This window comes from Paracoccus sp. PARArs4 (assembly GCF_947311865.1).
GTDB classification, from domain to species: Bacteria; Pseudomonadota; Alphaproteobacteria; order Rhodobacterales; family Rhodobacteraceae; genus Paracoccus; species Paracoccus zeaxanthinifaciens.
This window is the reverse complement of the sequence record NZ_CAMZMW010000001.1, coordinates 68,511-90,381: the sequence shown is the minus strand read 5'-3', so window position 1 is coordinate 90,381 and position 21,871 is coordinate 68,511. Positions and strand designations below refer to the sequence as shown.

The window sequence follows — 21,871 nt, the reverse complement described above, 5'->3', positions numbered from 1 at the left end:
CAATGGTCCAGTTCACTTTGCCCAAGAACAGCCAGATCACGGTCGGCAAGACCTGGCCCAAGCCCGAGGGCGCGACCAATGTGCGCAAGTTCAAGATCTATCGTTGGGATCCCGATACCGGCGAGAACCCGCGCCTCGACACCTATTTCGTGGATGTCGACAAGTGCGGCCCGATGATGCTGGACGCGCTGATCAAGATCAAGAACGAGATCGACCCGACCCTGTCCTTCCGCCGGTCGTGCCGCGAGGGGATCTGCGGGTCCTGCGCGATGAATATCGGCGGCGGCAACAAGCTGGCCTGCATCTTCGGCATCGACGAGGTGAAGGGCGACATCTCGATCTATCCGCTGCCGCACATGCCGGTGGTCAAGGACCTGGTGCCGGACCTGACGCATTTCTATGCGCAGCACGCCTCGGTGAACCCCTATCTGCAGACGAAATCGCCGACGCCCGCGAAAGAGTGGAAGCAGTCGATCGAGGACCGCAAGAAGCTGGACGGCCTGTACGAGTGCATCATGTGCGCGTCCTGCTCGACCGCGTGCCCGTCCTACTGGTGGAACGGCGACCGTTACCTCGGGCCGGCCGCGCTGCTGCATGCCTATCGCTGGATCATCGACAGCCGTGACGAAGCCACGGGCGAGCGTCTGGACGAGCTGGAGGATCCCTTCAAGCTGTATCGCTGCCACACGATCATGAACTGCACCAACACTTGCCCGAAGGGTCTGAACCCCGCGAAGGCGATCGCTTCGATCAAGCACATGATGGTGGAACGTTCGGCCTGATTGCGTCCCGCGACGGCCGGGGGGCGAACCCCCCGGACCCCCGTGGGCGGTCGCGTCAGAAACCGATCGCTGAAACGAAGAAGGGGCCGGAGATTTCTCCGGCCCCTTTCGCTTGGGTGCGGGGGGGGGGGGCTGTTTCTTAGCCCTCGATCCGGGTGAAGTCGGCGATTTGCCGTCCGGCGTCGCGGATGCGCGACAGCAGGTTCAGGCGGTTGCGACGCAGGATCTGGTTGTCGGTATTGACCTGCACGGCCTCGAAGAAGGCGTCGATCGGGGCACGGAGGCCCGCGATGGCCTGCATGGCGGCGGGGAAGTCCTCGGAGGCCATGGCCTTGCGGATCGCGGGATCGGCGGTGTCGAGCGCGGCGAACAGGGCGTGTTCTGCGTCGGTATCGGCGAATTTCGGGTCGGCACCGAAGCTGTATTCGACGCCGTCCTTTTCTTCGGCCTGGGCCAGAATGTTGCCCGCACGCTTGAGGCCCTGGGTCAGGTTCTGCCCGTTCTCGGTCGCCATCATGTCGTTCAGCGCGGTGGCACGGTTCACGACCTGCAGCAGGTCGTCATTGCCGTCCTGCGCCAGCACGGCGTCGATGATGTCGTGACGGATGCCCTGCTCGCGCAGGTAGACCTTGAGGCGGTCGTGGAAGAACGAGAGCAGCGTCTGAGCGTCGGAAGTCTTCGCTTCCTGCCGTTCGATCATCTTCACGGCAAACTCGCGCGATCTGGCGTCGCGTTCTTCCTGAGACACGGCGGCATCGCGAATTTCGGATGCCATGGCTTGCAACTTGGCGACATCGACGCCGAGCCAACTGGCCGCTGCTTCGGCTTCCGCGGCATCGTCTTCAAGCAAGCCGCGCAGTTCCTGCGAGTAGTGCGCGATCGTTGCGTTGCCTATGAGGCTCGTCACCGGGACGCGAACACGGTTCTCCAGCACCAGCCGGATCACCCCCAGTGCCGCCCTCCGCAGCGCGAAGGGGTCCTTGGAACCCGTGGGCTTCTCGTCGATGGCCCAGAAGCCGGTCAGCGTGTCCAGCTTGTCCGCCAGCGCCACGGCGACCGAGACGGGTGCGGTGGGCACCGCATCGGACGGCCCGAGGGGCGAGTAGTGGTCGCGCGCCGCATCGGCGACGGCGGCATCATGGCCCGCCTGCAGCGCATAGTAGCGGCCCATCGTGCCCTGAAGCTCGGGGAATTCGCCCACCATGGCCGAGCGCAGGTCCAGCTTGGCAAGGCTGGCGGCAAGCTCGGCTTGGTCGGGGTCGGCGCCCACAAGCGGCGCGATCTCGCGCGACAGGGCTGCGATGCGGGCGACACGGTCGGCTTGGCTGCCAAGCTTGCTCTGGAAGGTCACGGATTTCAGGCCCTCGGCCCAGGTCTCCATGCCGGATTTCGCCTCTCGCAGGTCGTTTTCCCAGAAGAAGGCGGCATCGGACAGGCGGGCGGCCAGAACGCGCTGGTTGCCCGCAAGGATCGTCGCGCCGTCATCGGGCGTCACGATGTTGGCGACCGTCACGAAGCCCTCGATCCGGCCCGTCTTGGGGTTGCGGGCCGAGAAGAACTTCTGGTGCTCCTTCATCGAGGTCTGCAGCACCTCGGGCGGCAGGTCGAGGAAGCGGTCCTCGATCACGCCCATCAGCGGCACGGGCCATTCGACAAGGCCCGCGACCTCGGCCAGAAGCCCCTCGTCGGCGACGATTTCCCAGCCGCGCGCAAAGGCCAGGTTGTCGGCCTGCTGGCGGATCTCGGACGCGCGTTCATCGGTGTCCAGCATGACGAAGGCGCGGCGCAGCCTGGCGGCGTAATCCTCGAAGCCGGTGACGGTGAAGGCGTCGGGGGCCATGAAGCGGTGGCCGCGCGTCGTGTCGCCGGCCTTGATGCCATCCACGTCCAGATCGACGACCGAGGTGCCGGCCTCGTCCGAAAGGATGCACAGGATCGAATGCAGCGGGCGCACCCAACGCAGCGATCCTGCGCCCCAACGCATGGATTTCGGCCAGGGGAAGTTGCGGATCGCGGCTTCCAGCACCTCGGCCACGATATCCGCGGCGGGGCGGCCTTCATGGGTGATGGTGGCGAACCAGACCTGGCCCTTCTTGTCGTCGCGGGCCTCCAGCTGGTCGCGGGTCAGCCCGGTCGAGCGCAGGAAGCCTTCCAGCGCCTTTTCGGGGGCGTCGGTGCGGGGGCCCTTGCGTTCCTCGCGCGTGGTGGGGCTGTGGGCGGTCAGGCCCTCGATGGTCAGGACCAGGCGGCGCGGCGTGCTGAAGGCACCCGCGCTGGCATAGGTCAGGCCCGCCTCGACCAACCCGTCGGTCACGAGACGCTTGAGGTCCTCGCGCGCGCGGGTCTGCATCCGTGCGGGGATTTCTTCCGAGAAAAGCTCGATCAGCAGGTCGGGCATCAGTCCATCACTCCGCGTTCCGGGGTCTTGTCGTTGTATTGGTGCCAGCCGAACACGCGCCCGTCGGGATAGACGGCCAGCACGCGGTCCACGTCGGTGTGGATCTCGGACCTGGCAAGGATGGCGCGCGCGGCGCCGCGTTCAAGGTCGCGCCCGATTTCGCGGGCGTCGAAGCAGTCGAACCAGCGCGGCCCGATCAGGGGCGTCGCGTCGGGATAGGGGACGGCATCGGCGGGCAGGTTCTCGGCCCGCGCGCAGGCACGCCAGCGCAAGGGAGAGCTGTCGGCGTCGATCCCCTCGAACCCGATCAGGTCCAGGTCGACGGTGCCTGCGGGGGTGTCCACCGCGATGGCGCCGTCGGCCGGGTCGATCCGGTCGTAATATCCGTATTCCTGCGCATACCACATGCCGCCGCCCGCAAGGACGGTCGCCAGCACGAGGGTTGCGACAACGGTCTTGCCGTTCATGCGGCCCCCGCGGCCTCGGTGGTCAGGAACAGGTCGGCGCAGCCCTTGGACAGCGCGCGCACCCGCCCGATATAGGCCTGGCGTTCCGTGACCGAGATCACGCCGCGCGCGTCCAGCAGGTTGAACAGGTGGCTGGCCTTGATCGCCTGGTCATAGGCGGGATGCGCCATCGGGATGCGGCGACCCGCGCCGTCCGTCTCGGCGGCCTCGAGGATGCGGGCGCATTCGGCCTCGGCGTCCTTGAAGTGCTGAAGCAGCATCTCGGTATCGGCCTGGTCGAAGTTCCAGCGCGAATATTCCTGTTCGGTCTGGCGGAAGATGTCGCCATAGGTCAGCGCGATGGGGCTGTCGGGGTCGTTGAAGGGCATGTCCATCACATGTTCGACGCCCAGGACATACATGGCCAGACGCTCCAGGCCATAGGTCAGCTCTCCCGAGACCGGCTTGCAGTCATGCCCGCCGACCTGCTGGAAATAGGTGAACTGGCTGACCTCCATCCCGTCGCACCAGACCTCCCATCCAAGGCCCCATGCGCCAAGGGTGGGCGATTCCCAGTCGTCTTCCACGAAGCGGACATCGTGGACCATCGGGTCCAGCCCGATCGCGCGCAGGCTGCCCAGATACAGCTCCTGCAGGTTCGGCGGGCTGGGCTTGATGATGACCTGGTACTGGTAATAGTGCTGCAGCCGGTTCGGGTTTTCCCCGTAGCGCCCGTCGGTCGGACGGCGCGAGGGCTGGACATAGGCCGCAGCCCAGGGGCGGCTGCCCAGGGCGCGCAGCGTGGTCGCGGGGTGGAACGTGCCCGCGCCGACCTCCATGTCGTAGGGCTGCAGGACGGCGCAGCCCTGTCCCGCCCAGTAATTCTGCAAGCGCAGGATGATCTCCTGAAAACTGCGGGGTCGGTTGGGGCTGGTCATCGGGCCATCCTTTTGCGTAGATCGGCAGTGCTTGGCGCCTTCTAGGCGCGTGGCGGAACAGGGTCAATAAAGGCCCGGCAACGACCGCGCAGACGCGGCAGCGAAGGAGGCGGCAGATGCGGCAGATCGCAACGTTATTCATGGCGGCCATGATCCCGGTCCCGGCGATGGCCGAGGATGCCGTGATCCGGATCGAGGCCAAGCGCGGCGCCGAGGAGGCGAGCGTGGCCGCCGGTGCATGGGCCGAGACGCTGGAGGGCGTCGTCACGCTGGACCTTGGCAACGGCTGGACCGGCATCGCGATCGGGCCGCTTGATCGCGCCGACGCGGATGCGCGGCTGGCGCAGCTGAAGGCCGCGGGCGCGGTTCCCGACGACAGCTTCGTCAGCGTGCCCGCGCCGGGAATGGTCCTTGTGCCCGTGGGCGACGCGGCCCCGACCGAGATCGCGCCGCCGCCCGATGTCTTCCTGGCGCTGTCGCGCGCGCAGGACGAAGCCGCCGCCCGTCAGGCCCTTGGCGATATCCGCGAGGAGTTTCCCGATGCGGGGCTGCACGCGCTGGTCGATGGCGGCTTTGCCGTGACGCTTGGACCGCTAGCGCCTGCCGCCGCGCAGGCCTGGCTGCCGGTCCTGACCGATGCGGGCGCGATGCCCGCGGGCGCGACCGTGATCGAGGCCGCGGTCCTTGGCGATGCGCTGCAGCCGGGGCAGGCACCCGATCTGCCCGCGCCGGATGCGCGCCGCCCCATGCCGCCCCTGGCCGAGGTGCAGGCGATGCTGGCATGGGCCGGGCACTATGACGGCGCGATCGACGGGCAGGACGGCCCGCGCACGCAGGCCGCCATCCGCGCCGAGATCGCGCAGAACCGCGCCTCGACCGATCCGGGCACCGCGATGGAGGCGCTGAAGCGGCGCCAGCAGGAATGGCGCGACGAACTGGGGCTGTCGGAACTGCGCGACGAGGTGACGGGGCTTTCGGTCATCGCGCCGCGCTCGGCGCTGGAATTCGACCGTGCCGAACGCGCGCTGTCGATCTGGGGTCCGAAGGACGGGTCCGGCGCGGCGCTGATCCTGTTCAGCCAGAAGGGCGGCCAGCAAGAGCTTCTGGACCTTGCGGGCCTCGTGACCGCGCTTGGCTGGGTGCCGAACCCCACGCGAGAGATCGCGAACGGCTCGGTCAGGCTGAAGGGTGCCAACGACGCGCATATCGGCGTCGCGCAGGGGCGCGTGCAGGACGGGCGCGCGGAAGGCTGGGTGCTGATCTGGCCCGCATCGGATGCGCAGAACCAGGCCCGGATCGAGGCCGAGATGGCCGGCAGCCTGACGCGGCACGCACCGGCGCGGAACGACGCGCCCGGCGCAACGCTGCCCTGATCAGGGCCGCCAGAAGCGCGGCAGCAGCAGGACCAGGACCGAGACCAGCTCCAACCGGCCCAGATACATGCCGGTGATCATCATCCATTTCGCCGCCGTCGGGAATTCCACGATGGACCCGTTGGCGGTGATTTCCGGGCCCCATGCGGGGCCGACATTTGCGATGGCCGTCCAGGCGGCGGTCAGCGCGGTGCGCGGATGCAGGCCCGTCAGCGCAAGCCCCACGATCAGCAGGCCGAAGGTCAGCATGAACAGCGTGAAGAAGGCCATCACCGAATCGACGACGCCCTTGTCCAGCGGATGCCCGGCATAGCGCAGCGGATACAGCCTGTGCGGCGAATGCATCCGCCGGATCTGGGCGCGCACGGCCTGGAACAGCACCTCGTAGCGGAAGACCTTGACCGAGCAGCCCGTCGATCCGGTGCAGCCCCCGATCAGCCCCACGATGATCAGCAGCGCGAAGGGCAGGTGCCCCCATTGCGTCATGTCGGTCGATGCGAACCCCGTCCCCGAGAAGGTCGAGATGGTGTTGAACACCGTTTCCCGCACCGCCTCGGAGAAGGAGACATCCTGTTCCAGCCAGATCAGGCGATAGATGATGATGATCCCGCAGACGGCGAAGATCAGCTTCAGATAGGTATGCACCTGCCGGTCGTGGATCAGCGGCCCGCCATTCCCGCGCATCGCCTGCACCAGCCGGATGAACGGCACAGAGGCCAGCACCATGAAGACCGAGGCCGCCCATTCCGGCGCCCCCAGATAGGCCCCGAAGCTGGCGTCGTAGTTCGAGAAGCCGCCGGTCGAGCATGTCGTCAGCGCATGGACCACCGCGTCGAAGCCGCTCATCCCCAGCACCATGTAGGTGACCGCGCAGGCGGCGGTCATCGCGACATAGATGATGGTCATCTCGGCCGCGATCTCTCCGGCCCGGGGCAGGATCTTGCCCAGGGTGTCGAAGCCCTCGGAGCGGAAGAACTGCATGCCGCCGACCTTCATGACGGGCAGGAAGACCATCGCCACCACCACGATCCCCAGACCGCCCATCCACTGCAGAAGCGCGCGCCACAGATGGGTGCCCTTCGGCAGGCCGTCCAGTTCGGGGAATGCCGTGGTGCCGGTGGTCGTGACGCCCGACATCGCCTCGAAGAAGGCGTCGGTGACGGATGCGTTCGGCGCGCCCAGGATGAAGGGCAGGGCGCCGAAGACCGGCAGCGCGATCCACAGGCCGGATGTCAGCAAAAACGCCTGCTGGATCGTCAGGGCGCGCTTGCGCTCGGCCCGGTTGGCGACGACCAGCAGCAGCCCTGTCACGATCGTGATCGAGGCGCATTCCAGGAAGACCATCCAGTGGGGGTCGTCATGCCACAGGTCCACCGCCATCGGGGCCAGCATGAATGCGCCCAGGGCAAAGACGATCTTTCCAATCGGGTGGGCAACCGGGCGCATGTCGATCATTGCCCCTGATTGCCGCGCGCGCCAGTGGGCGTCAAGCAGCCCCGGCCATGTCGCCCGCGACCTGCGGCATCGCTGCCGCCCCTTGAACGTCGCGTCAGGCGCGACTAGTCTGGGGATAACTTGTCATCGGAGGGCGTGTGTCATGGCGCCCAAGCGTCCTGCGGGTGCGGACGCGATCCCGAGAAAATCGGTCGAGCCGTCGGGCACCCGACAACCCGAGACGGGGGGGCTTTATGCTGCCCTGGATCTGGGAACAAATTCGTGCCGGATGCTGATCGCCCGTCCTACGGGCAGTCAGTTCCAGGTCATCGACAGCTTCTCCAAGCCGGTTCAGCTTGGGCAGGGGCTGGAAGCTTCGGGGCGCCTGTCCCGCAGCTCGATGGCGCGCACGGTCCACGCATTGCAGGTCTGCCGGCGCAAGCTGGATCAGCACCGCGTGCGCAGCATGAGGCTGGTCGCGACAGAAGCCTGTCGGCGCGCGAAGAACAGCCGCGACTTCCTTCGGACCATCCGCAGGGAAACCGGCCTGCCGATCGAGGTGATCGGCGCCGAGGAAGAGGCGCGCCTTGCCGTCATCTCCTGCGCGCCGCTGGTCAGCCACAAGACCGAGACGCTGATGGTCGTCGATATCGGCGGCGGGTCCACGGAACTGGTCTGGATCGACCTCGAGGATGTCGAGCCGAAGGAACGGCCGCGCGCGATCATGCGCCTGTCCGAGGGGTTCGGCAATCCGCAGCCGGGCGGGGCGCGCGTCGTCGACTGGATCAGCGTGCCCCTGGGGGTCGCGACCCTGCGCGACCAGTTCGCCGATGTCGAGGACGACCAGGGCCGCTTCGCCCTCATGAGCTGGTTCTTCGAGGAGGCGCTGGCCAATTTCGCGCCCTATGCCGACGGTGCGCCGGACGAGGGGTTCCAGATCATCGGCACCTCGGGGACGGTGACGACGGTGGCGGCCAGCTTCCTCGGGCTGCGCCGCTATGACCGGACCAAGGTCGACGGGCTGGAGATGACGAGCGACCAGATCGACCGGGTGATCCACAGCTATCTCGTGCTGGGGCCTGACGGGCGGCGCACGGACCCGCGCATTGGGCGCGAACGCCATGCGCTGATCATGTCGGGCGCCGCGATCCTTCAGACGCTGATGCGGGTCTGGCCCACGAATCGGCTGTCCGTGGCCGATCGCGGCCTCCGAGAGGGGTTGCTTTATGCCCAGATGGTGCGCGATGGGGTTCTGAGGCCCGAAGGACTGAACGGAGTGGCATGATGACGAAGGCACCTGGCAGCCGGGAAGGCAAGACCAGCGGACGCGGGCAGCGCGACCTGCGCGTGCGGGTGAAGACCGCCAAGGGGCGCAAGCTGTCCAGCAAGCTGTGGCTGGAACGGCAGCTGAACGACCCCTATGTGCAGCGCGCCAAGCGTGAAGGCTATCGCGGACGCGCGGCCTACAAGATCCTGGAACTGGACGAGAAGTATCGCTTCCTCGTGCCCGGCGCGCGCGTCGTCGATCTGGGCTGCGCCCCCGGCGGCTGGTGCCAGGTCGCCGTGGCCCGCACGAATGCCCTGGGCGAGAAGTCGGGCAAGAAGATCGGCCGCGTCCTCGGGTTGGACCTGCAAGAGGTCGATCCGATCGCGGGGGCCGAGATCCATCAGCTGGACTTCCTGTCCGATGGGGCCGACGACCTGGTCAAGGAATGGCTGGGCGGACCTGCAGATGTCGTCATGTCGGACATGGCTGCCGCATCCTCGGGGCACAAGGGCACCGACCACCTGCGCATCGTTGCGCTGGTCGAGGCTGCGGCGCAGCTGGCCTTCGACGTGCTCGAGCCGGGCGGCACCTTCGTCGCCAAGGTCCTGGCAGGCGGCGCCGAGACCGAGATGCAGGCCCTTCTGAAGCGCAACTTCGAGAAGGTCGCCAACGTGAAGCCTCCCGCAAGCCGCAGCGATTCATCCGAGAAATTCGTGGTCGCCCTTGGCTTCAAGGGCCGCCCCGAGGAAACCCCCGAAGATTAACGCATCTGCGTGCGATAGGTCTCGGGGGTGCGCCCCGTGGCCGCCACGAAGGCGCGGGTCATGTGGGTCTGGGTGGCATAGCCCAGATCCGTCGCGATCCGCGCAGGCGCGCGATCCGTGTGGCGCAGCATCTCGGCCGCGCGTTCCAGCCGCAATTCGTTGATCAGGTCGATGGCACGGCGGCCGCGCGCCTCCTGGCAGGCGCGATCCAGCTGCGTCAGCGTGCTGCCCAGATCCTGCGCGATCTCGGCCAGCGTGCGGCAGGCCCCCAGATCGGCGGCGGCGACGGACAGGAAGCGGTCGACCAGCGGGCGGTCCGCCGCGACCGGCGCGACCGTATCGGGCCGCGTCCGCGTGGTGTCCATGCGCGACAGCCGCACGGCCAGCAGGTTCAGGTGACAGGTCAGCGTCTTGCGGTCGGGGCTGCCCTGCGCATCCTCGGCCATGTCCTGCAGCGCGACGCCCAAGGCCTCGGCCCCGTGATCCAGCCAGCCCGACAGGGTCCGGTCGGGGAAGGCCGGGTCCATCTCGGCGCACATCTCCGGCGACACCAGCAGCGCCCGGCCGTCGGCATCCCGGCGCGGTCGCGCGGCAAAGGCGGTGCCTGCGGGAATGAAGCACAGGCCGCCCGGCTCCAGGATCAGGTGATCCCTGGGAAAGTCGATCCGCATCGCGCCAGCCGTCACGCTGAGAAGCACATGCTCGGGCCGGGTCCGCGGGTGGGCGGGCGTCTCGCGGCTTCCCCATGCGAACGCCCCGAGCGGCACCAGACGAAGCCCTGCGCGGCGCGGGGCGAAGCGGCGCGCCGCGGGCGTCGCGCGGATCGCCAGCGCCTCGGGGATAGCGATCGCGCCGGGGCGGCGTGCGGATTCCCAAGGCTGCGGGCTGCGATCCTGCGGTGCGCCGTCATCGAGGATGGCGGGTTCCGTGACCTGCGACAGCCCGCTGCCCTGCGATCTCAGTCGCGAGGGCGAGAACGGGAAACCTCCCTGCCATTCCGTGCGATCCCAGACAGACATGCGTCGCTTCCACCAAGACTTGCGTTTCGAAAGGACATAGGCGGATTATCGCCCATCCCCGACGAAACTCAACAATCATGGCTTCGGTTTCCGACGAATCACGCCCTGTGCAGACCGCCGTGGCCTGCCTGCCACATATCCCAGTCCTTCATGCGCCCCCGGAACCAGGCGCGCTGACCCTTGGCATATTGGCGGGACGCGACAATCGCGGATTGTACCGCATCCGAAAGGCTGGCGTGCCCCTGCAGGTGATCGACCAGTTCGGGCGCGCCGATGGCCTTGGCCCATTGGGCGGCGGGGTCCCAGATGGGCAGATTCGCGCGAACCTCGTCCAGCGCGCCCTGCTCCAGCATCAGGTGGAAGCGGGCCGCGATGCGGTCGGCCAGCCAGTCGCGATCCGACACGATCTGGATGCGCTGGCAGTCCTGCGGGGCGATCAGCGGGGGCGGCGTGGCGTCCTGCCAGTCGCGGATGCTGCGCCCGGTCGTGGTCAGCACCTCCCATGCGCGCTGGACGCGGACGGGGTTCTTCAGGTCGATCGCGGCGCGGGTGGGGGCGTCCAGCTCGGCGATCATGGCGGGCAGCTCGCCCGCGGCGATCCGCGCATCGGCCTGCCGCCGCACATGGTCCGGGGTCGCGGGAATTTCCGCCAGCCCCCGCGTCAGCGCCGTCAGGTACAGCCCCGTGCCGCCCACGACGATCAGCCGCTGCCCCAGCAGATCGCCCACCTCTCGCAGCCAGTCGCCCACCGAATAGGACCGCCCCGGCGTGACGTGCCCGTAAAGGGCGTGCGGCGCGAGCGCCTCGTCCATTGCCGAGGGGCGGGCCGTCAGCACGCGCCAGCAGGACCAGACCTGCAACGCGTCGGCATTCACCACCAGTCCCCCCTGTGCCTGCGCGACCGCCAGCGCCAGTGCGGATTTGCCGCTGGCGGTCGGTCCCGCAATCAGCAGGTGGCGCGAGGCGTCGATATGTGTCAGGTCAGGGATGCGCATGGGCCTTCCGGACAGTTGATCCTGCGGGCCTTTTGCGACATTTAACGCCGCGATGAAAGCGACCGGCATCAGGCCGGCCTCAAGGAGCCCCAGATGACCAGCGAGACCCCCAAGCAATATGGCCGCGTGATGCTCAAGATTTCGGGCGAGGCGCTGATGGGCGACCAGGGCTTCGGCCTGAACCCGCCCACCGTCGCGCGAATCGCGAACGAGGTCGACAGCGTCGCCAAGATGGGCGTCGAGGTCTGCATGGTGATCGGCGGCGGCAACATCTTCCGCGGCCTGCAGGGCAGCGCCCAGGGGATGGAGCGGACGACCGCGGACTACATGGGGATGCTGGCGACGGTGATGAACGCGCTGGCGATGCAATCCGCGCTCGAGGCGCTCGGGCACCATTGCCGCGTCATCAGCGCGATCCGCATGGACGAGGTCTGCGAGCCCTATATCCGCCGCCGCGCCATCCGCCACCTGGAGAAGAAGCGCATCGTCATCTTCGCGGCAGGCACGGGCAACCCGTATTTCACCACCGACACCGCGGCGACCCTGCGCGCGTCGGAAATGAACTGCGAGGCGATCTTCAAGGGCACCAAGGTCGATGGCGTCTATGACAAGGACCCGGTCAAGCATGCCGATGCCAAGCGTTACGGCGATGTCAGCTATGACGAGGTGCTGCAGAAGCACCTGGGCGTGATGGATGCATCGGCGATCGCGCTGGCACGCGACAACAAGCTGCCGATCATCGTCTTCTCGCTGGATGCGCCGGGCGGCTTCCGCTCGATCCTGGCGGGCAGCGGCACCTATACCCGCGTCCACGTCTGAGGTCGCGATGAGCCTGCGCGCGCGCCTCGACGCCCTTGTCCACGGGCGTCGGGCCCAGGGGGTGATCACCGGGGTCATCCTGTTCAACGCCGTCCTGCTGGGGCTCGAGACCTCGGGCCGCGTCATGGCGGTCGCGGGTCCGCTGATCCTGCTGCTGGACGCGGCCTGCCTTGCCGTCTTCGTGGCCGAGATCGCGGCCAAGCTGATCGCGCGCGGCCCGCGCTTCTTCCGCGACGGCTGGAACGTCTTCGATTTCAGCGTCGTGGCCATCGCGCTGATGCCGGCGGGGCAGGGCCTGTCGGTGCTGCGCGCGCTGCGCATCCTGCGGCTTCTGCGGCTGGTGTCGGTCACCCCGCGCCTGCGCCGCGTGGTCGAGGGGCTGTTCGCCGCGATGCCGGGCATGGCCTCGGTCTTCCTGCTGATGGGCGTGATCTTCTACATCTTCTCGGTCATGGCGACGAAGCTGTTCGGGGCGGGCTTCCCGGATTGGTTCGGCTCGCTTGGCAAGTCGGCCTATTCGCTGTTCCAGGTGATGACGCTGGAAAGCTGGTCGATGGGGATCGTGCGCCCCGTCATGCAGGAATATCCGCTGGCATGGCTGTTCTTCGTGCCCTTCATCCTGATCACGACATTCGCGGTGATGAACCTCGTCGTCGGTCTGATCGTGAACTCGATGCAGGATGCCCACCAGGCCGAGGAAAGCGCCGCCACCGACGCCTATCGCGACGAGGTGCTGATGCGCCTGCGCGCGATCGAGAAGCAGCTGGACGAAAGCGGCGGCAGGGGGCGGGTCTGAACCCGCCCATACCGCCCGGATTTCGGGCAAAGGCTTTGCCAAGCCTGCCCAATACGGTTACAAGCAAACGAAATTAAAACAGAGGCAGTCCAAATGGCTGAGGACATCGAAATCGATCTGGACGATCTGGAACGGCGCATGAAGGGCGCCATGGACAGCCTGCGGGCCGAGTTCGCGTCGCTGCGGACGGGCCGCGCGTCGGCATCCATGGTCGAACCCGTCCAGGTCGAGGCTTACGGCCAGATGACCCCGATCAACCAGGTCGGCACCGTGAACGTGCCCGAACCGCGCATGGTCACGATCAACGTCTGGGACAAGGGCATGGTCGGCAAGGTCGAGAAGGCCATCCGCGAAAGCGGGCTGGGCATCAACCCGCAGACCAACGGCACCATCATCATGCTGCCCATCCCCGAGCTGAACGAGGAACGCCGCCGCGAGCTGACCAAGGTCGCCGCGCAATACGCGGAACATGCCCGCGTCGCGATCCGCAACGTCCGCCGCGACGGGATGGACCAGATCAAGAAGGGCAAGGCCAACGGCATGCCCGAGGACGACCAGAAGTTCTGGGAAACCGCCGTGCAGGAGCTGACCGACAAGTCGATCGGCAACGTGGATCAGGCGCTCGAGGCCAAGCAGGCCGAAATCATGCAGGTGTGATGCGATCATGATCCCTGGCTTCTCGGCAGCGACCGCGATTTCGGATGGGGGTGCAGCGCGCCCCCGTCATGTCGCCATCATCATGGACGGCAACGGCCGTTGGGCGACCGAACGCGGCTGGCCGCGCCTGGTCGGCCATCGTCGCGGCGCCGAGCGCGTGAAGCAGATCGTCCGCGCCTGCCCCGAGTTGGGCGTGGACTGGCTCACGATCTATGCCTTCTCGACCGAGAACTGGAAGCGCTCGACCGAAGAGGTCCTGGGCCTGATGAAGATCTTCCGCCGCTATATCGAGCGCGAGGCCGTCGGCATGGCCTCCGAGGGCGTGCGCATGCGCTTCATCGGCGGGCGCGAGCGGCTGGACCGCAAGCTGCAGGACCTGATGGCCTCGATCGAGGCGCGGACGGCGGGCAACACGCGCCTGAACCTGACGGTCGCGATCAACTATGGCGGCCGGGACGAGCTGACGCGCGCCTCGACCCGCCTTGCGCGCAAGATCGCCGCCGGAGAGATCGAGACCCCGACCGAGGCCGATCTGGCCGATTGCATGGATACCGCCGGACATCCCGATCCGGACCTGGTGATCCGCACCTCGGGCGAGACGCGGACCTCGAACTTCCTGCCCTGGCAGGCCGCCTATTCGGAATATGAATTCACGCCGACCCTGTGGCCCGATTTCACGCCGCAGCACCTGTCCGACATCCTCGGGAATTACGGAATGCGCGACCGCCGCTTCGGGGGCGCATGACGCCGGCGAAGGGGACGCGGATGCCCGGCGGCAAATGGGCCGACCTGTCCCGGCGCATCGCCTCGACGCTGGTTCTTCTGGGGATCGGCGTCATGCTGGCGGTGTCCACGGGCCTGTGGCTGCGGCTGGGCATGGCCGTCATCTCGGCCATCACCTTCTGGGAACTGGCGGCGATGACCGGCTGGCGCCATCCGGCCCGGCACGTCACGCTGTTCGGGCGCAGCCGCCCCGTCGCGCTGGCCGCCATCGCGGGCGTGTCGCAGGCGGTCGCGCTGACCTCGTTCCATCCGCTGGCCTGGATGGCGCTGGCCGTGCCGATCCTGATCGGCCTGCCCGGGGCGGCGCGGCGCGACCGGGGCACCTATGCCATCTTCGGCGTCGCGATCCTGCTGGTGGCCTATGGCCTTGTCGGTTTCCGCGAGAGCTTCGGCCTGAACTTCGTGCTGTGGCTGATGGGCGTCATCATCATCTCGGACACTGCGGGGTATTTCGTGGGCCGCGTCATCGGCGGGCCGAAATTCTGGCCCAGCCTCAGCCCCAAGAAGACCTGGTCCGGGACCGTCGCGGGCTGGGTCGGGTCCTGCATCTTCGGCGCGCTGCTGTGGCTGGCCGGACAGGGCGATGCGACGCTGATCTGGGTGTCGCCCATCGTCTGCTTCGCGGGCCAGATGGGTGACATCGCCGAAAGCTGGCTGAAGCGCCGCGCGGGGGTCAAGGACAGTTCCAACCTGATCCCCGGCCATGGCGGCTTCATGGATCGTTTCGACGCAGTGACAGGCGCGGTCATCGCGACCATGCTGATCGGGTTCATGACCAGCCTGCCCGTGGTGAACTGATCGATGCCATCCGCGCCCGCGACCGAAGCCCGACAATACGAACACAACGTCCTGCAATGGGACCGCCCCGCAAGGCAGGAGGCCCGCGCATGATCGCCCCGATCCTGGAAACCGTCTGGACCCTCGCCGCCTTCGTGACAGCATTGGCGGTCATCGTCACCGTGCACGAATACGGCCATTACATCGTCGGACGCTGGTCCGGCATCCGCGCCGAGGTGTTCTCGGTCGGGTTCGGGCCGCGGCTGATCTCTCGGCGCGACAGGCGGGGGACGGTCTGGCAGGTGGCGGCGCTGCCGCTTGGCGGATATGTGCGGTTCCTTGGCGATGCGAACGCGGCCAGCGCGGGCACGGGACAGGCGGTCGATCCGGCCGTGCGGCGGCGCACGCTGCATGGCGCACCGCTTTGGGCGCGCTTTGCGACGCTGCTGGCCGGGCCGGTCTTCAACTTCATCCTGTCGATCCTGATCTTCGGTGGCTTCGCCATCGTGCAGGGCCTGCCGCAACCCGAGCCACGCGTGGGCACCATCGCCGCCGCACCGCCCTCGGTCGTGAACGATCTGCAACCGGGCGACCGCATCCTGGCCGTCGGCGACATCCCGGTCGAGAGCTGGGGCGATCTGGGCCGCGCGTCCGACGCGCTGCCGCTGGCCGCGACGCAGGACTGGACGGTCGAACGCGACGGCAGCCGCATCACCGTCGCGGGGCCGGACCCGATGCCCGCCCGCATCACCGGCGTGGCCCCGCGCAGCGCCGCCGCCGATGCCGGGTTGCGGGGCGGCGATGTCGTCACCGCCATCGCGGGCGAACCCGTGACCCGCTTCGACCAGCTGCGCCAGGCGGTCGAGGGTGCGCAGGGCGGATCGGTCGATCTGACCGTCTGGCGCGAGGGGCAGGGCGGACTGGACCTGACCCTGACGCCGCGCCTGTCCGACCTGCCCGCCGAGGGCGGCGGCTTCGAGCAGCGCTGGCTGATCGGCGTGACCGGCGGCGAGAGCTTCTTCACCGCCGAGACCCGCCGCGCCGGTCCGTTCGAGGCGCTGCGCATCGGCGCGGTGCAGACCTGGGGGATCATCACCTCGTCGCTGCTGGGGATGTGGGCGATGGTCACCGGCCAGATCGGCACCTGCAACCTGGGCGGGGCGATCAGCATCGCCGAGAGCACGGGTCAGGCCGCCAGCGCGGGCGGCGCGAACTTCCTGTGGTGGATCGCGGTCCTGTCGGCGGCCATCGGCTTCCTTAACCTGCTGCCTATCCCCGTCCTGGATGGGGGGCACCTGATGTTCTATGCCTACGAGGCCGTGGCCGGTCGTCCGCCCTCGGATCGCATCCTGAACGTGCTGACCGCCGCGGGCATGGCGATCGTGCTGACGCTGATGGTTTTCGGGCTCACCAACGATCTTTTGTGCCCCTGACGGCGATGCGCTTTTGACAGGCGCACCCGCTTGGGGATACAGAAATGGGCAAAAGAACAGGCCCCGCAGGGGCCGATGCAGGCTGAAGCGAAGAGGGGCTGGGATGGAACGGAAACTGGGCAAGGGCGCGGTCGCGCTGATGGCGGCCCTGGCGATGACTGTGCCTGCGGGGCTGATGCCCACGCCGGCCCGCGCTGTCGTCTTCAACGATATCCGCGTCGAGGGGAACAACCAGATCGAGACCGGCGCCGTCCTGTCCTATCTGGATCTGCCGCGCGGCCGTGACGTGGGGGCGGGCGACATCAACGCGGGCCTTCAGCGGCTGCAGAATTCCGGCCTGTTCGAGACCGTCGAACTGGTCCCGCAGGGCGGCACGCTGGTCGTGCGCGTCAGCGAATACCCCATCGTCAACCGCATCAACTTCGAGGGCAACCGCCGCATCAACGACGAGCGTCTGGCCGAGATCGTCAAAAGCCAGTCGCGCCGCGTCTACCAGCCCAGCCAGGCCATCGCGGATGCACGCACCATCGCCGAGGTCTATGCCTCGGAGGGGCGCCTGTCGGCCCGCGTCGATCCCAAGATCATCCGCCGCGGCAACAACAATGTCGACCTGGTCTTCGAGATCAAGGAAGGCGACGTCACCGAGATCGAGCGACTCAGCTTCACCGGCAACCGCGCATTCTCGGACCGTCGCCTGCGCAACGTGCTGGAAACCAAGCAGGCGGGCCTGCTGCGGACCTTCATCCGCCGCGACACGTTCGCGCCCGAACGCATCCAGCTGGACGAACAGCTGCTGACCGATTTCTACCGCTCTCGCGGCTATGCCGATTTCAAGGTGCAGGGCGTGGCATCCGAGATCGCGCGCGAACGCGACGCCTTCTTCATCACCTTCAATATCCAGGAGGGTCCGCGTTACCGCTTCGGCAACGTGACGACCATCTCGGAAATTCCGGGCGTGGACGCCTCGGCCTTCGCCGAGCAGAGCCGCGTGAAGCGCGGCGAGGTCTACAACCCCTCGGTCATCGACGTGTCGATCCGCCGGATGGAGACCATCGCCATCCAGCAGCAGATGAATTTCGTCAATATCGAGCCGCGCATCAGCCGCAACCCGCAGACGGGCCTCCTGGACCTGACCTTCGCCCTGACCCGCGGCCAGCGCGTCTTCGTCGAGCGTATCGACATCGAGGGCAACACGACGACGCTGGACGAGGTGATCCGTCGCCAGTTCACCACCGTCGAGGGCGATCCCTTCAACGCCCGCGAGATCCGCAACTCGGCCGAGCGCATCCGCGCCTTGGGCTATTTCGCGGATGCGCAGGTGAACACGCGCGAGGGGTCGGACCCCAGCCAGGTCATCGTCGGCGTCAATGTCGAGGAACAGCCGACCGGCTCGCTGTCCTTCGGCGCGTCCTATGGTGTCAGCAGCGGCGTCGGCCTGACGGCATCGCTGTCGGAACAGAACTTCCTCGGGCGCGGGCAGACGGTCGGGCTGACCATCTCGACCGACTCGGACGACCGCGAGGGGAACTTCACCTTCATCGAGCCCTTCTTCCTGGGGCGCGACCTGAAGGCGGGGATCAACCTGAACTATACCGCCTCGGACGATGACGACAGCGACTACAACACGCGCAGCGTCTCGATCAAACCGTCGCTGGAATTCCCCGTCTCGGACAATGGGCGCCTGGAAGTGCGCTACCGCATCGCCGAGAACAAGCTGGACGACGTGGACGGCGCCAACTCGCTCGTCCTGCAAGAGGAGGAGGGCACGCGCCTCAGCTCGGCCCTCGGCTATACCTACAGCTGGGATTCGCGCCGCACGGGCCTCGATCCGCTGAACGCCTGGCGCCTGCGCTTCTCGCAGGATGTCGCGGGGCTGGGCGGCGACACCAAGACGGTCGAGACATCGGTGCTGGCGGGCGTGGAATCGACCGCATGGCGCGACGACGTGACCCTGCGCGCCGAGGTCGAGGCCGGGGCCGTCATCGGCTATGACGATTACGACACCTGGGTCATCGACCGCTTCGGCACCAGCGGCCGCGTGCGCGGCTTCGAATCCGGCGGCTACGGCCCGCGCGACCTAACCTCGGAAGACCAGGATTCGCTTGGCGGCAACTACTTCTGGGCCGCCCGCGCCGAGGCGCAGTTCCCCATCGGCCTGCCCGAGGAATACGGCATCAAGGGCGGCCTGTTCGCCGATGTCGGCTCTCTCTGGGGTCTGGACAACACCTATGGCGTCGAGATCGACGACGACATGTATGTCCGCGCCGCGGTCGGTGCCTCGATCTTCTGGACCACGCCCATCGGGCCGCTGCGATTCAACTTCTCGCACGCCGTGCGCAAGGAAGACTATGACGAGGTTCAGAACTTCGACCTGACGATCCAGACCAACTTCTGATGAAGGGATTGCTTCGGGCAGGGATGGCGGCGTGGCTGGGCATCGTCCCGGCCACGGCGATGGCGCAGCAGGCCGAACCGCTTGGCCAGCAGATCCCGGGGGTTGAGGCCCTGCGCCAGGACCAGCCCGAAGCCACGCTGCCCAACAGCACCATCGCGGCGGATGACGGATCGGTGCCGATCATGGCGCCCATCCTGACGCTGGATCAGGACAGCCTGTATCTGCAATCGGAATGGGGACGCCGCACGCAACGCGTCCTCGAGGTCGAGGGCGACAAGATCGCCGCCGAGAACGAGCGCCTGACCGAGCAGCTGTCGACCGAGGAATCCGACCTGACGCAGCGCCGCGTCGAGCTTCCCCCGGCCGAGTTTCGCCGCCTGGCCGAGAATTTCGACATCCGCGCGACCGAGATCCGCCGCGCCCGGGCGCAGGTCGTCCAGGACCTGAACAGCTGGGCCGAAGAGGACCGCGTGGCCTTCTTCCGCGCGGCGCTGCCCGCGATGGGGCAGGCGATGCAGGACCGGGGCGCGGTCGCGGTGTTGGACCGCCGGACGGTCTTCGTGTCGCTGGATGCGATCGACGTCACCGAGGACCTGATCGAGGTCCTGGACGAGCAGCTGGGCGATGGCGAAGGCACCGTCCCGCTGCCCGATCTGGACCGCTCAGGGCAGGCGACCGAGCCGCTCGGTCAGCAGGGCGAATAGCCCGTCGCGATCCACATCCTTCAGGAACAGCGCATTGGCGGGCCGGTCGGTCACGCCCCACCAGTCGGCCACGGTCATGCCCGTGGTCAGGCGACCCTCGGTCTCGATTTCCACATTGATGCGGCGGCCCTGGAACAGGTCGGGCTGCAGCAGCCAGGCGATGGTGCAGGGGTCGTGCAGGGGCGCGCCGCTGCTTCCGTATTTCTCGGTGTCGAAGCGTTCGAAGAAATCCGTCCAGCCGGCGACGGCGGGCCCCGTGCGGTTCGGCATCGCGCGCAGGCCCGCGATCCAGTCCGCGCTGGTCAGCGCCTTGTGTGTCACGTCCAGCGGCAGCACGACCAGCGGCATGCCCGAGGCAAATACCTCGGCCGCGGCCTCGGGATCGACGAAGATGTTGAACTCGGCGGCGGGGGTGATGTTGCCCACCTCGAAATAGGCGCCGCCCATCAGCACGATCTGCTGGACGCGGGCGACGATGTCGGGGGCGCGGCGGAACGCCTCGGCGATATTGGTCAGCGGCCCCACGGGAACCAGAGTGACGCTGCCCGCATCATGATCGCGCAGCGTGCGGATGATGAAATCGACCGCGTGCCCGTCCTGCAGGGGGACCGAAGGCTCGGGCAGGTCGGTCCCGTCGAGGCCGGTCTTGCCGTGCACATGTTCCGCCGTGACCAGGGGGCGGGCCAGCGGCCTGTCGCATCCCGCGTAGACGGGGACATCCACGCCCGACAGCTCGACCACCTTGCGGGCGTTCACCTGCGTCAGCGCCAGGGGCACGTTGCCCGCGACGGCGGTGATGCCCAGCACCTGCAATTCGGGCGAGGCGAGGGCCGTCAGGATGGCCACGGCGTCGTCCTGTCCCGGATCGGTGTCGATGATGATCTTCTGTGGCATGCCGCCCCCCGTTGTTCTTCGGGGCGAAGTCTTGCGCGGCATGAAAAGGGGGCGCAAGCCCTTGCGGCCGCGCCCCCCGATTTCGTCCGTCAGGCCCGGATCAGCCGTCGAAGTTCACTTCCTCGATCAGGTCCAGCGCCTTGGGACGCAGGTCCGAGATCTCGGCCAGGGGCAGCTCGTCGGCGGTGAACTCGCCCCAGCTTGCGACCAGCTCGGACGCCGGGACGCCCTCGACCACCGGGAACTCGTTGTTGGTCTCGGCATAGATCGACTGGGCCTCGTCGCCGACCAGGAAGTCCATCAGCTTCTGCGCGGCCTCGCGGTTGGGCGATGCCTTGGTCATCGCCACGCCCGACACGTTCACATGCGTGCCGCCATCCTCGAAGGTGGGGAAGACGATGCGCACGCTGTCGGCCCATTCCTTCTGCTCGTCATCCTTCAGCATCGCACCCATGTAGTAGGTGTTGCCCAGGCTGATGTCGCACTGGCCGGCCCAGATCGCCTTGACCTGGTCGCGGTCGCCGCCTTCGGGCGGACGGGCCAGGTTGGCCTTGATGCCGTTCAGCCATTCGCGGGTCTCGGCCTCTCCGTGATGGGCCAGGAAGGCGGCGGTCAGCGCGACGTTGTAGTCGTGGGTGAAGGTGCGCGTGCAGATGCGGCCCTTCCATTTCGGATCGGCCAGGTCCTCGTAGGTGGTCACGTCGCCATCGGCCACGCGGTCCTTGCTGGCATAGACGATGCGCGCGCGGGTGGTCAGGGCGAACCACTGGTTCTCGTCGTCGCTGAGCGTCGCGGGAACGGCGTCCAGGGCCTCGTCCTCGACGGTCTGCAGGACGCCTGCATCCTTCAGCTCGCCCAGGCGGGCCACGTCCACGGTCAGGACCAGGTCGGCGGGCGAACGGTCGCCCTCGGCCTGCAGGCGCTCGACCATGCCCTTGTCGACATAGGCCAGGTTCACGTCGATGCCGGTCTCGGCGGTGAAGGCGTCGATCAGCGGCTGGATCAGCTCGGGCTGACGGTGGCTGTAGACGTTCACTTCCTCGGCCATGGCGGGCAGCGCGACGCTGCCGGCGATCAGTGCAAGTGCGGTCAGACGCATGGGTTCCTCCTGATGCATTCGGGCAGGGGCATCGCAATCCCGACCGATCTTGTCAATATCGACCGCGCGCGCACGCGACAGATTGACCCGCGCCGCGA

The 21,871-nt window shown here is 67.6% G+C and carries 20 protein-coding genes; 12 read left to right on the top strand and 8 right to left on the bottom strand.

Annotated features, from left to right (window positions below; all coding sequences use genetic code 11):
• The first annotated feature begins 2 nt into the window (after nucleotides 1–2).
• Complete coding sequence (locus QMZ16_RS00465; protein WP_282601680.1) at nucleotides 3–782, top strand: succinate dehydrogenase iron-sulfur subunit; 780 nt, start codon at nucleotides 3–5, stop codon at nucleotides 780–782.
• Nucleotides 783–921: 139 nt separating this feature from the next.
• On the opposite strand, the gene glyS is transcribed toward QMZ16_RS00465, so the two are convergent.
• Genes glyS through QMZ16_RS00450 form a run of 3 tightly spaced genes read right to left on the bottom strand, consistent with a single transcriptional unit; the run spans nucleotide 922 to nucleotide 4,564 of the window.
• Nucleotides 922–3,180, bottom strand: a complete 2,259-nt coding sequence (gene glyS / locus QMZ16_RS00460; RefSeq protein WP_282601679.1) for a glycine--tRNA ligase subunit beta — start codon at nucleotides 3,178–3,180, stop codon at nucleotides 922–924.
• Complete coding sequence (locus tag QMZ16_RS00455) at nucleotides 3,180–3,647, bottom strand: DUF6446 family protein (protein ID WP_282601678.1); 468 nt, start codon at nucleotides 3,645–3,647, stop codon at nucleotides 3,180–3,182. The genes glyS and QMZ16_RS00455 overlap by 1 nt, the downstream gene beginning before the upstream one ends.
• Nucleotides 3,644–4,564: a glycine--tRNA ligase subunit alpha gene (locus QMZ16_RS00450; RefSeq protein ID WP_282601677.1), complete on the bottom strand. Its 921-nt coding sequence runs from the start codon at nucleotides 4,562–4,564 to the stop codon at nucleotides 3,644–3,646. The genes QMZ16_RS00455 and QMZ16_RS00450 overlap by 4 nt, the downstream gene beginning before the upstream one ends.
• Before the next feature lie 116 nt (nucleotides 4,565–4,680).
• Between QMZ16_RS00450 and QMZ16_RS00445 the strand changes: the two genes are divergently transcribed.
• Nucleotides 4,681–5,937 carry a peptidoglycan-binding domain-containing protein gene (locus QMZ16_RS00445; RefSeq protein ID WP_282601676.1) on the top strand — a complete coding sequence of 419 codons (1,257 nt, stop codon included), beginning with the start codon at nucleotides 4,681–4,683 and terminating at the stop codon, nucleotides 5,935–5,937.
• Here QMZ16_RS00445 and QMZ16_RS00440 read toward each other — a convergent pair whose 3' ends face one another.
• Nucleotides 5,938–7,392, bottom strand: coding sequence for a TrkH family potassium uptake protein (locus tag QMZ16_RS00440; protein ID WP_282601675.1), 1,455 nt, complete (start codon nucleotides 7,390–7,392; stop codon nucleotides 5,938–5,940).
• A gap of 142 nt (nucleotides 7,393–7,534) precedes the next feature.
• On the opposite strand from QMZ16_RS00440, the gene QMZ16_RS00435 reads away from it, so the two are divergent.
• Entirely contained in the window at nucleotides 7,535–8,656 is a 1,122-nt protein-coding gene (locus QMZ16_RS00435) for a Ppx/GppA phosphatase family protein (protein WP_022707429.1), read from the top strand.
• Nucleotides 8,656–9,402: an RlmE family RNA methyltransferase gene (locus QMZ16_RS00430; protein WP_282601674.1), complete on the top strand. Its 747-nt coding sequence runs from the start codon at nucleotides 8,656–8,658 to the stop codon at nucleotides 9,400–9,402. Before QMZ16_RS00435 ends, QMZ16_RS00430 begins: the two co-directional genes overlap by 1 nt.
• On the opposite strand, the gene QMZ16_RS00425 is transcribed toward QMZ16_RS00430, so the two are convergent.
• The gene (locus QMZ16_RS00425; protein ID WP_282601673.1) at nucleotides 9,399–10,421 is read right to left on the bottom strand and encodes an AraC family transcriptional regulator; all 1,023 of its coding nucleotides are present in this window, start codon (nucleotides 10,419–10,421) and stop codon (nucleotides 9,399–9,401) included. The two genes, QMZ16_RS00430 and QMZ16_RS00425, sit on opposite strands and share 4 nt — an antisense overlap.
• A 98-nt stretch (nucleotides 10,422–10,519) precedes the next feature.
• Nucleotides 10,520–11,416, bottom strand: coding sequence for a tRNA (adenosine(37)-N6)-dimethylallyltransferase MiaA (gene miaA / locus QMZ16_RS00420; RefSeq protein ID WP_282601672.1), 897 nt, complete (start codon nucleotides 11,414–11,416; stop codon nucleotides 10,520–10,522).
• A 93-nt stretch (nucleotides 11,417–11,509) separates the two neighbouring features.
• Between miaA and pyrH the strand changes: the two genes are divergently transcribed.
• The 8 genes from pyrH to QMZ16_RS00380 all read left to right on the top strand — a co-directional run bounded on the left by pyrH (nucleotide 11,510) and on the right by QMZ16_RS00380 (nucleotide 19,780).
• Nucleotides 11,510–12,235, top strand: coding sequence for a UMP kinase (gene pyrH, locus QMZ16_RS00415; RefSeq protein WP_022707425.1), 726 nt, complete (start codon nucleotides 11,510–11,512; stop codon nucleotides 12,233–12,235).
• A 7-nt stretch (nucleotides 12,236–12,242) separates the two neighbouring features.
• Nucleotides 12,243–13,031: an ion transporter gene (locus QMZ16_RS00410; RefSeq protein WP_022707424.1), complete on the top strand. Its 789-nt coding sequence runs from the start codon at nucleotides 12,243–12,245 to the stop codon at nucleotides 13,029–13,031.
• Nucleotides 13,032–13,124: 93 nt separating this feature from the next.
• On the top strand, nucleotides 13,125–13,688 hold the full coding sequence (gene frr / locus QMZ16_RS00405) for a ribosome recycling factor (RefSeq protein ID WP_022707423.1): 564 nt from the start codon (nucleotides 13,125–13,127) through the stop codon (nucleotides 13,686–13,688).
• Nucleotides 13,689–13,695: 7 nt separating this feature from the next.
• Nucleotides 13,696–14,433 carry a polyprenyl diphosphate synthase gene (gene uppS / locus QMZ16_RS00400; protein ID WP_022707422.1) on the top strand — a complete coding sequence of 246 codons (738 nt, stop codon included), beginning with the start codon at nucleotides 13,696–13,698 and terminating at the stop codon, nucleotides 14,431–14,433.
• A gap of 20 nt (nucleotides 14,434–14,453) precedes the next feature.
• Complete coding sequence (locus QMZ16_RS00395; RefSeq protein ID WP_282601671.1) at nucleotides 14,454–15,269, top strand: phosphatidate cytidylyltransferase; 816 nt, start codon at nucleotides 14,454–14,456, stop codon at nucleotides 15,267–15,269.
• An 89-nt stretch (nucleotides 15,270–15,358) separates the two neighbouring features.
• On the top strand, nucleotides 15,359–16,681 hold the full coding sequence (rseP, locus tag QMZ16_RS00390) for an RIP metalloprotease RseP (RefSeq protein ID WP_282601670.1): 1,323 nt from the start codon (nucleotides 15,359–15,361) through the stop codon (nucleotides 16,679–16,681).
• A gap of 103 nt (nucleotides 16,682–16,784) precedes the next feature.
• Nucleotides 16,785–19,076, top strand: a complete 2,292-nt coding sequence (gene bamA, locus QMZ16_RS00385; protein WP_282601669.1) for an outer membrane protein assembly factor BamA — start codon at nucleotides 16,785–16,787, stop codon at nucleotides 19,074–19,076.
• Entirely contained in the window at nucleotides 19,076–19,780 is a 705-nt protein-coding gene (locus tag QMZ16_RS00380) for an OmpH family outer membrane protein (RefSeq protein ID WP_282601668.1), read from the top strand. Before bamA ends, QMZ16_RS00380 begins: the two co-directional genes overlap by 1 nt.
• Here the strand turns inward: QMZ16_RS00380 and QMZ16_RS00375 are convergent.
• The gene (locus QMZ16_RS00375) at nucleotides 19,739–20,674 is read right to left on the bottom strand and encodes a nucleoside hydrolase (protein WP_282601667.1); all 936 of its coding nucleotides are present in this window, start codon (nucleotides 20,672–20,674) and stop codon (nucleotides 19,739–19,741) included. The two genes, QMZ16_RS00380 and QMZ16_RS00375, sit on opposite strands and share 42 nt — an antisense overlap.
• A 100-nt stretch (nucleotides 20,675–20,774) precedes the next feature.
• On the bottom strand, nucleotides 20,775–21,773 hold the full coding sequence (locus QMZ16_RS00370; protein ID WP_282601666.1) for a Fe(3+) ABC transporter substrate-binding protein: 999 nt from the start codon (nucleotides 21,771–21,773) through the stop codon (nucleotides 20,775–20,777).
• Between the last annotated feature and the right edge of the window lie 98 nt (nucleotides 21,774–21,871).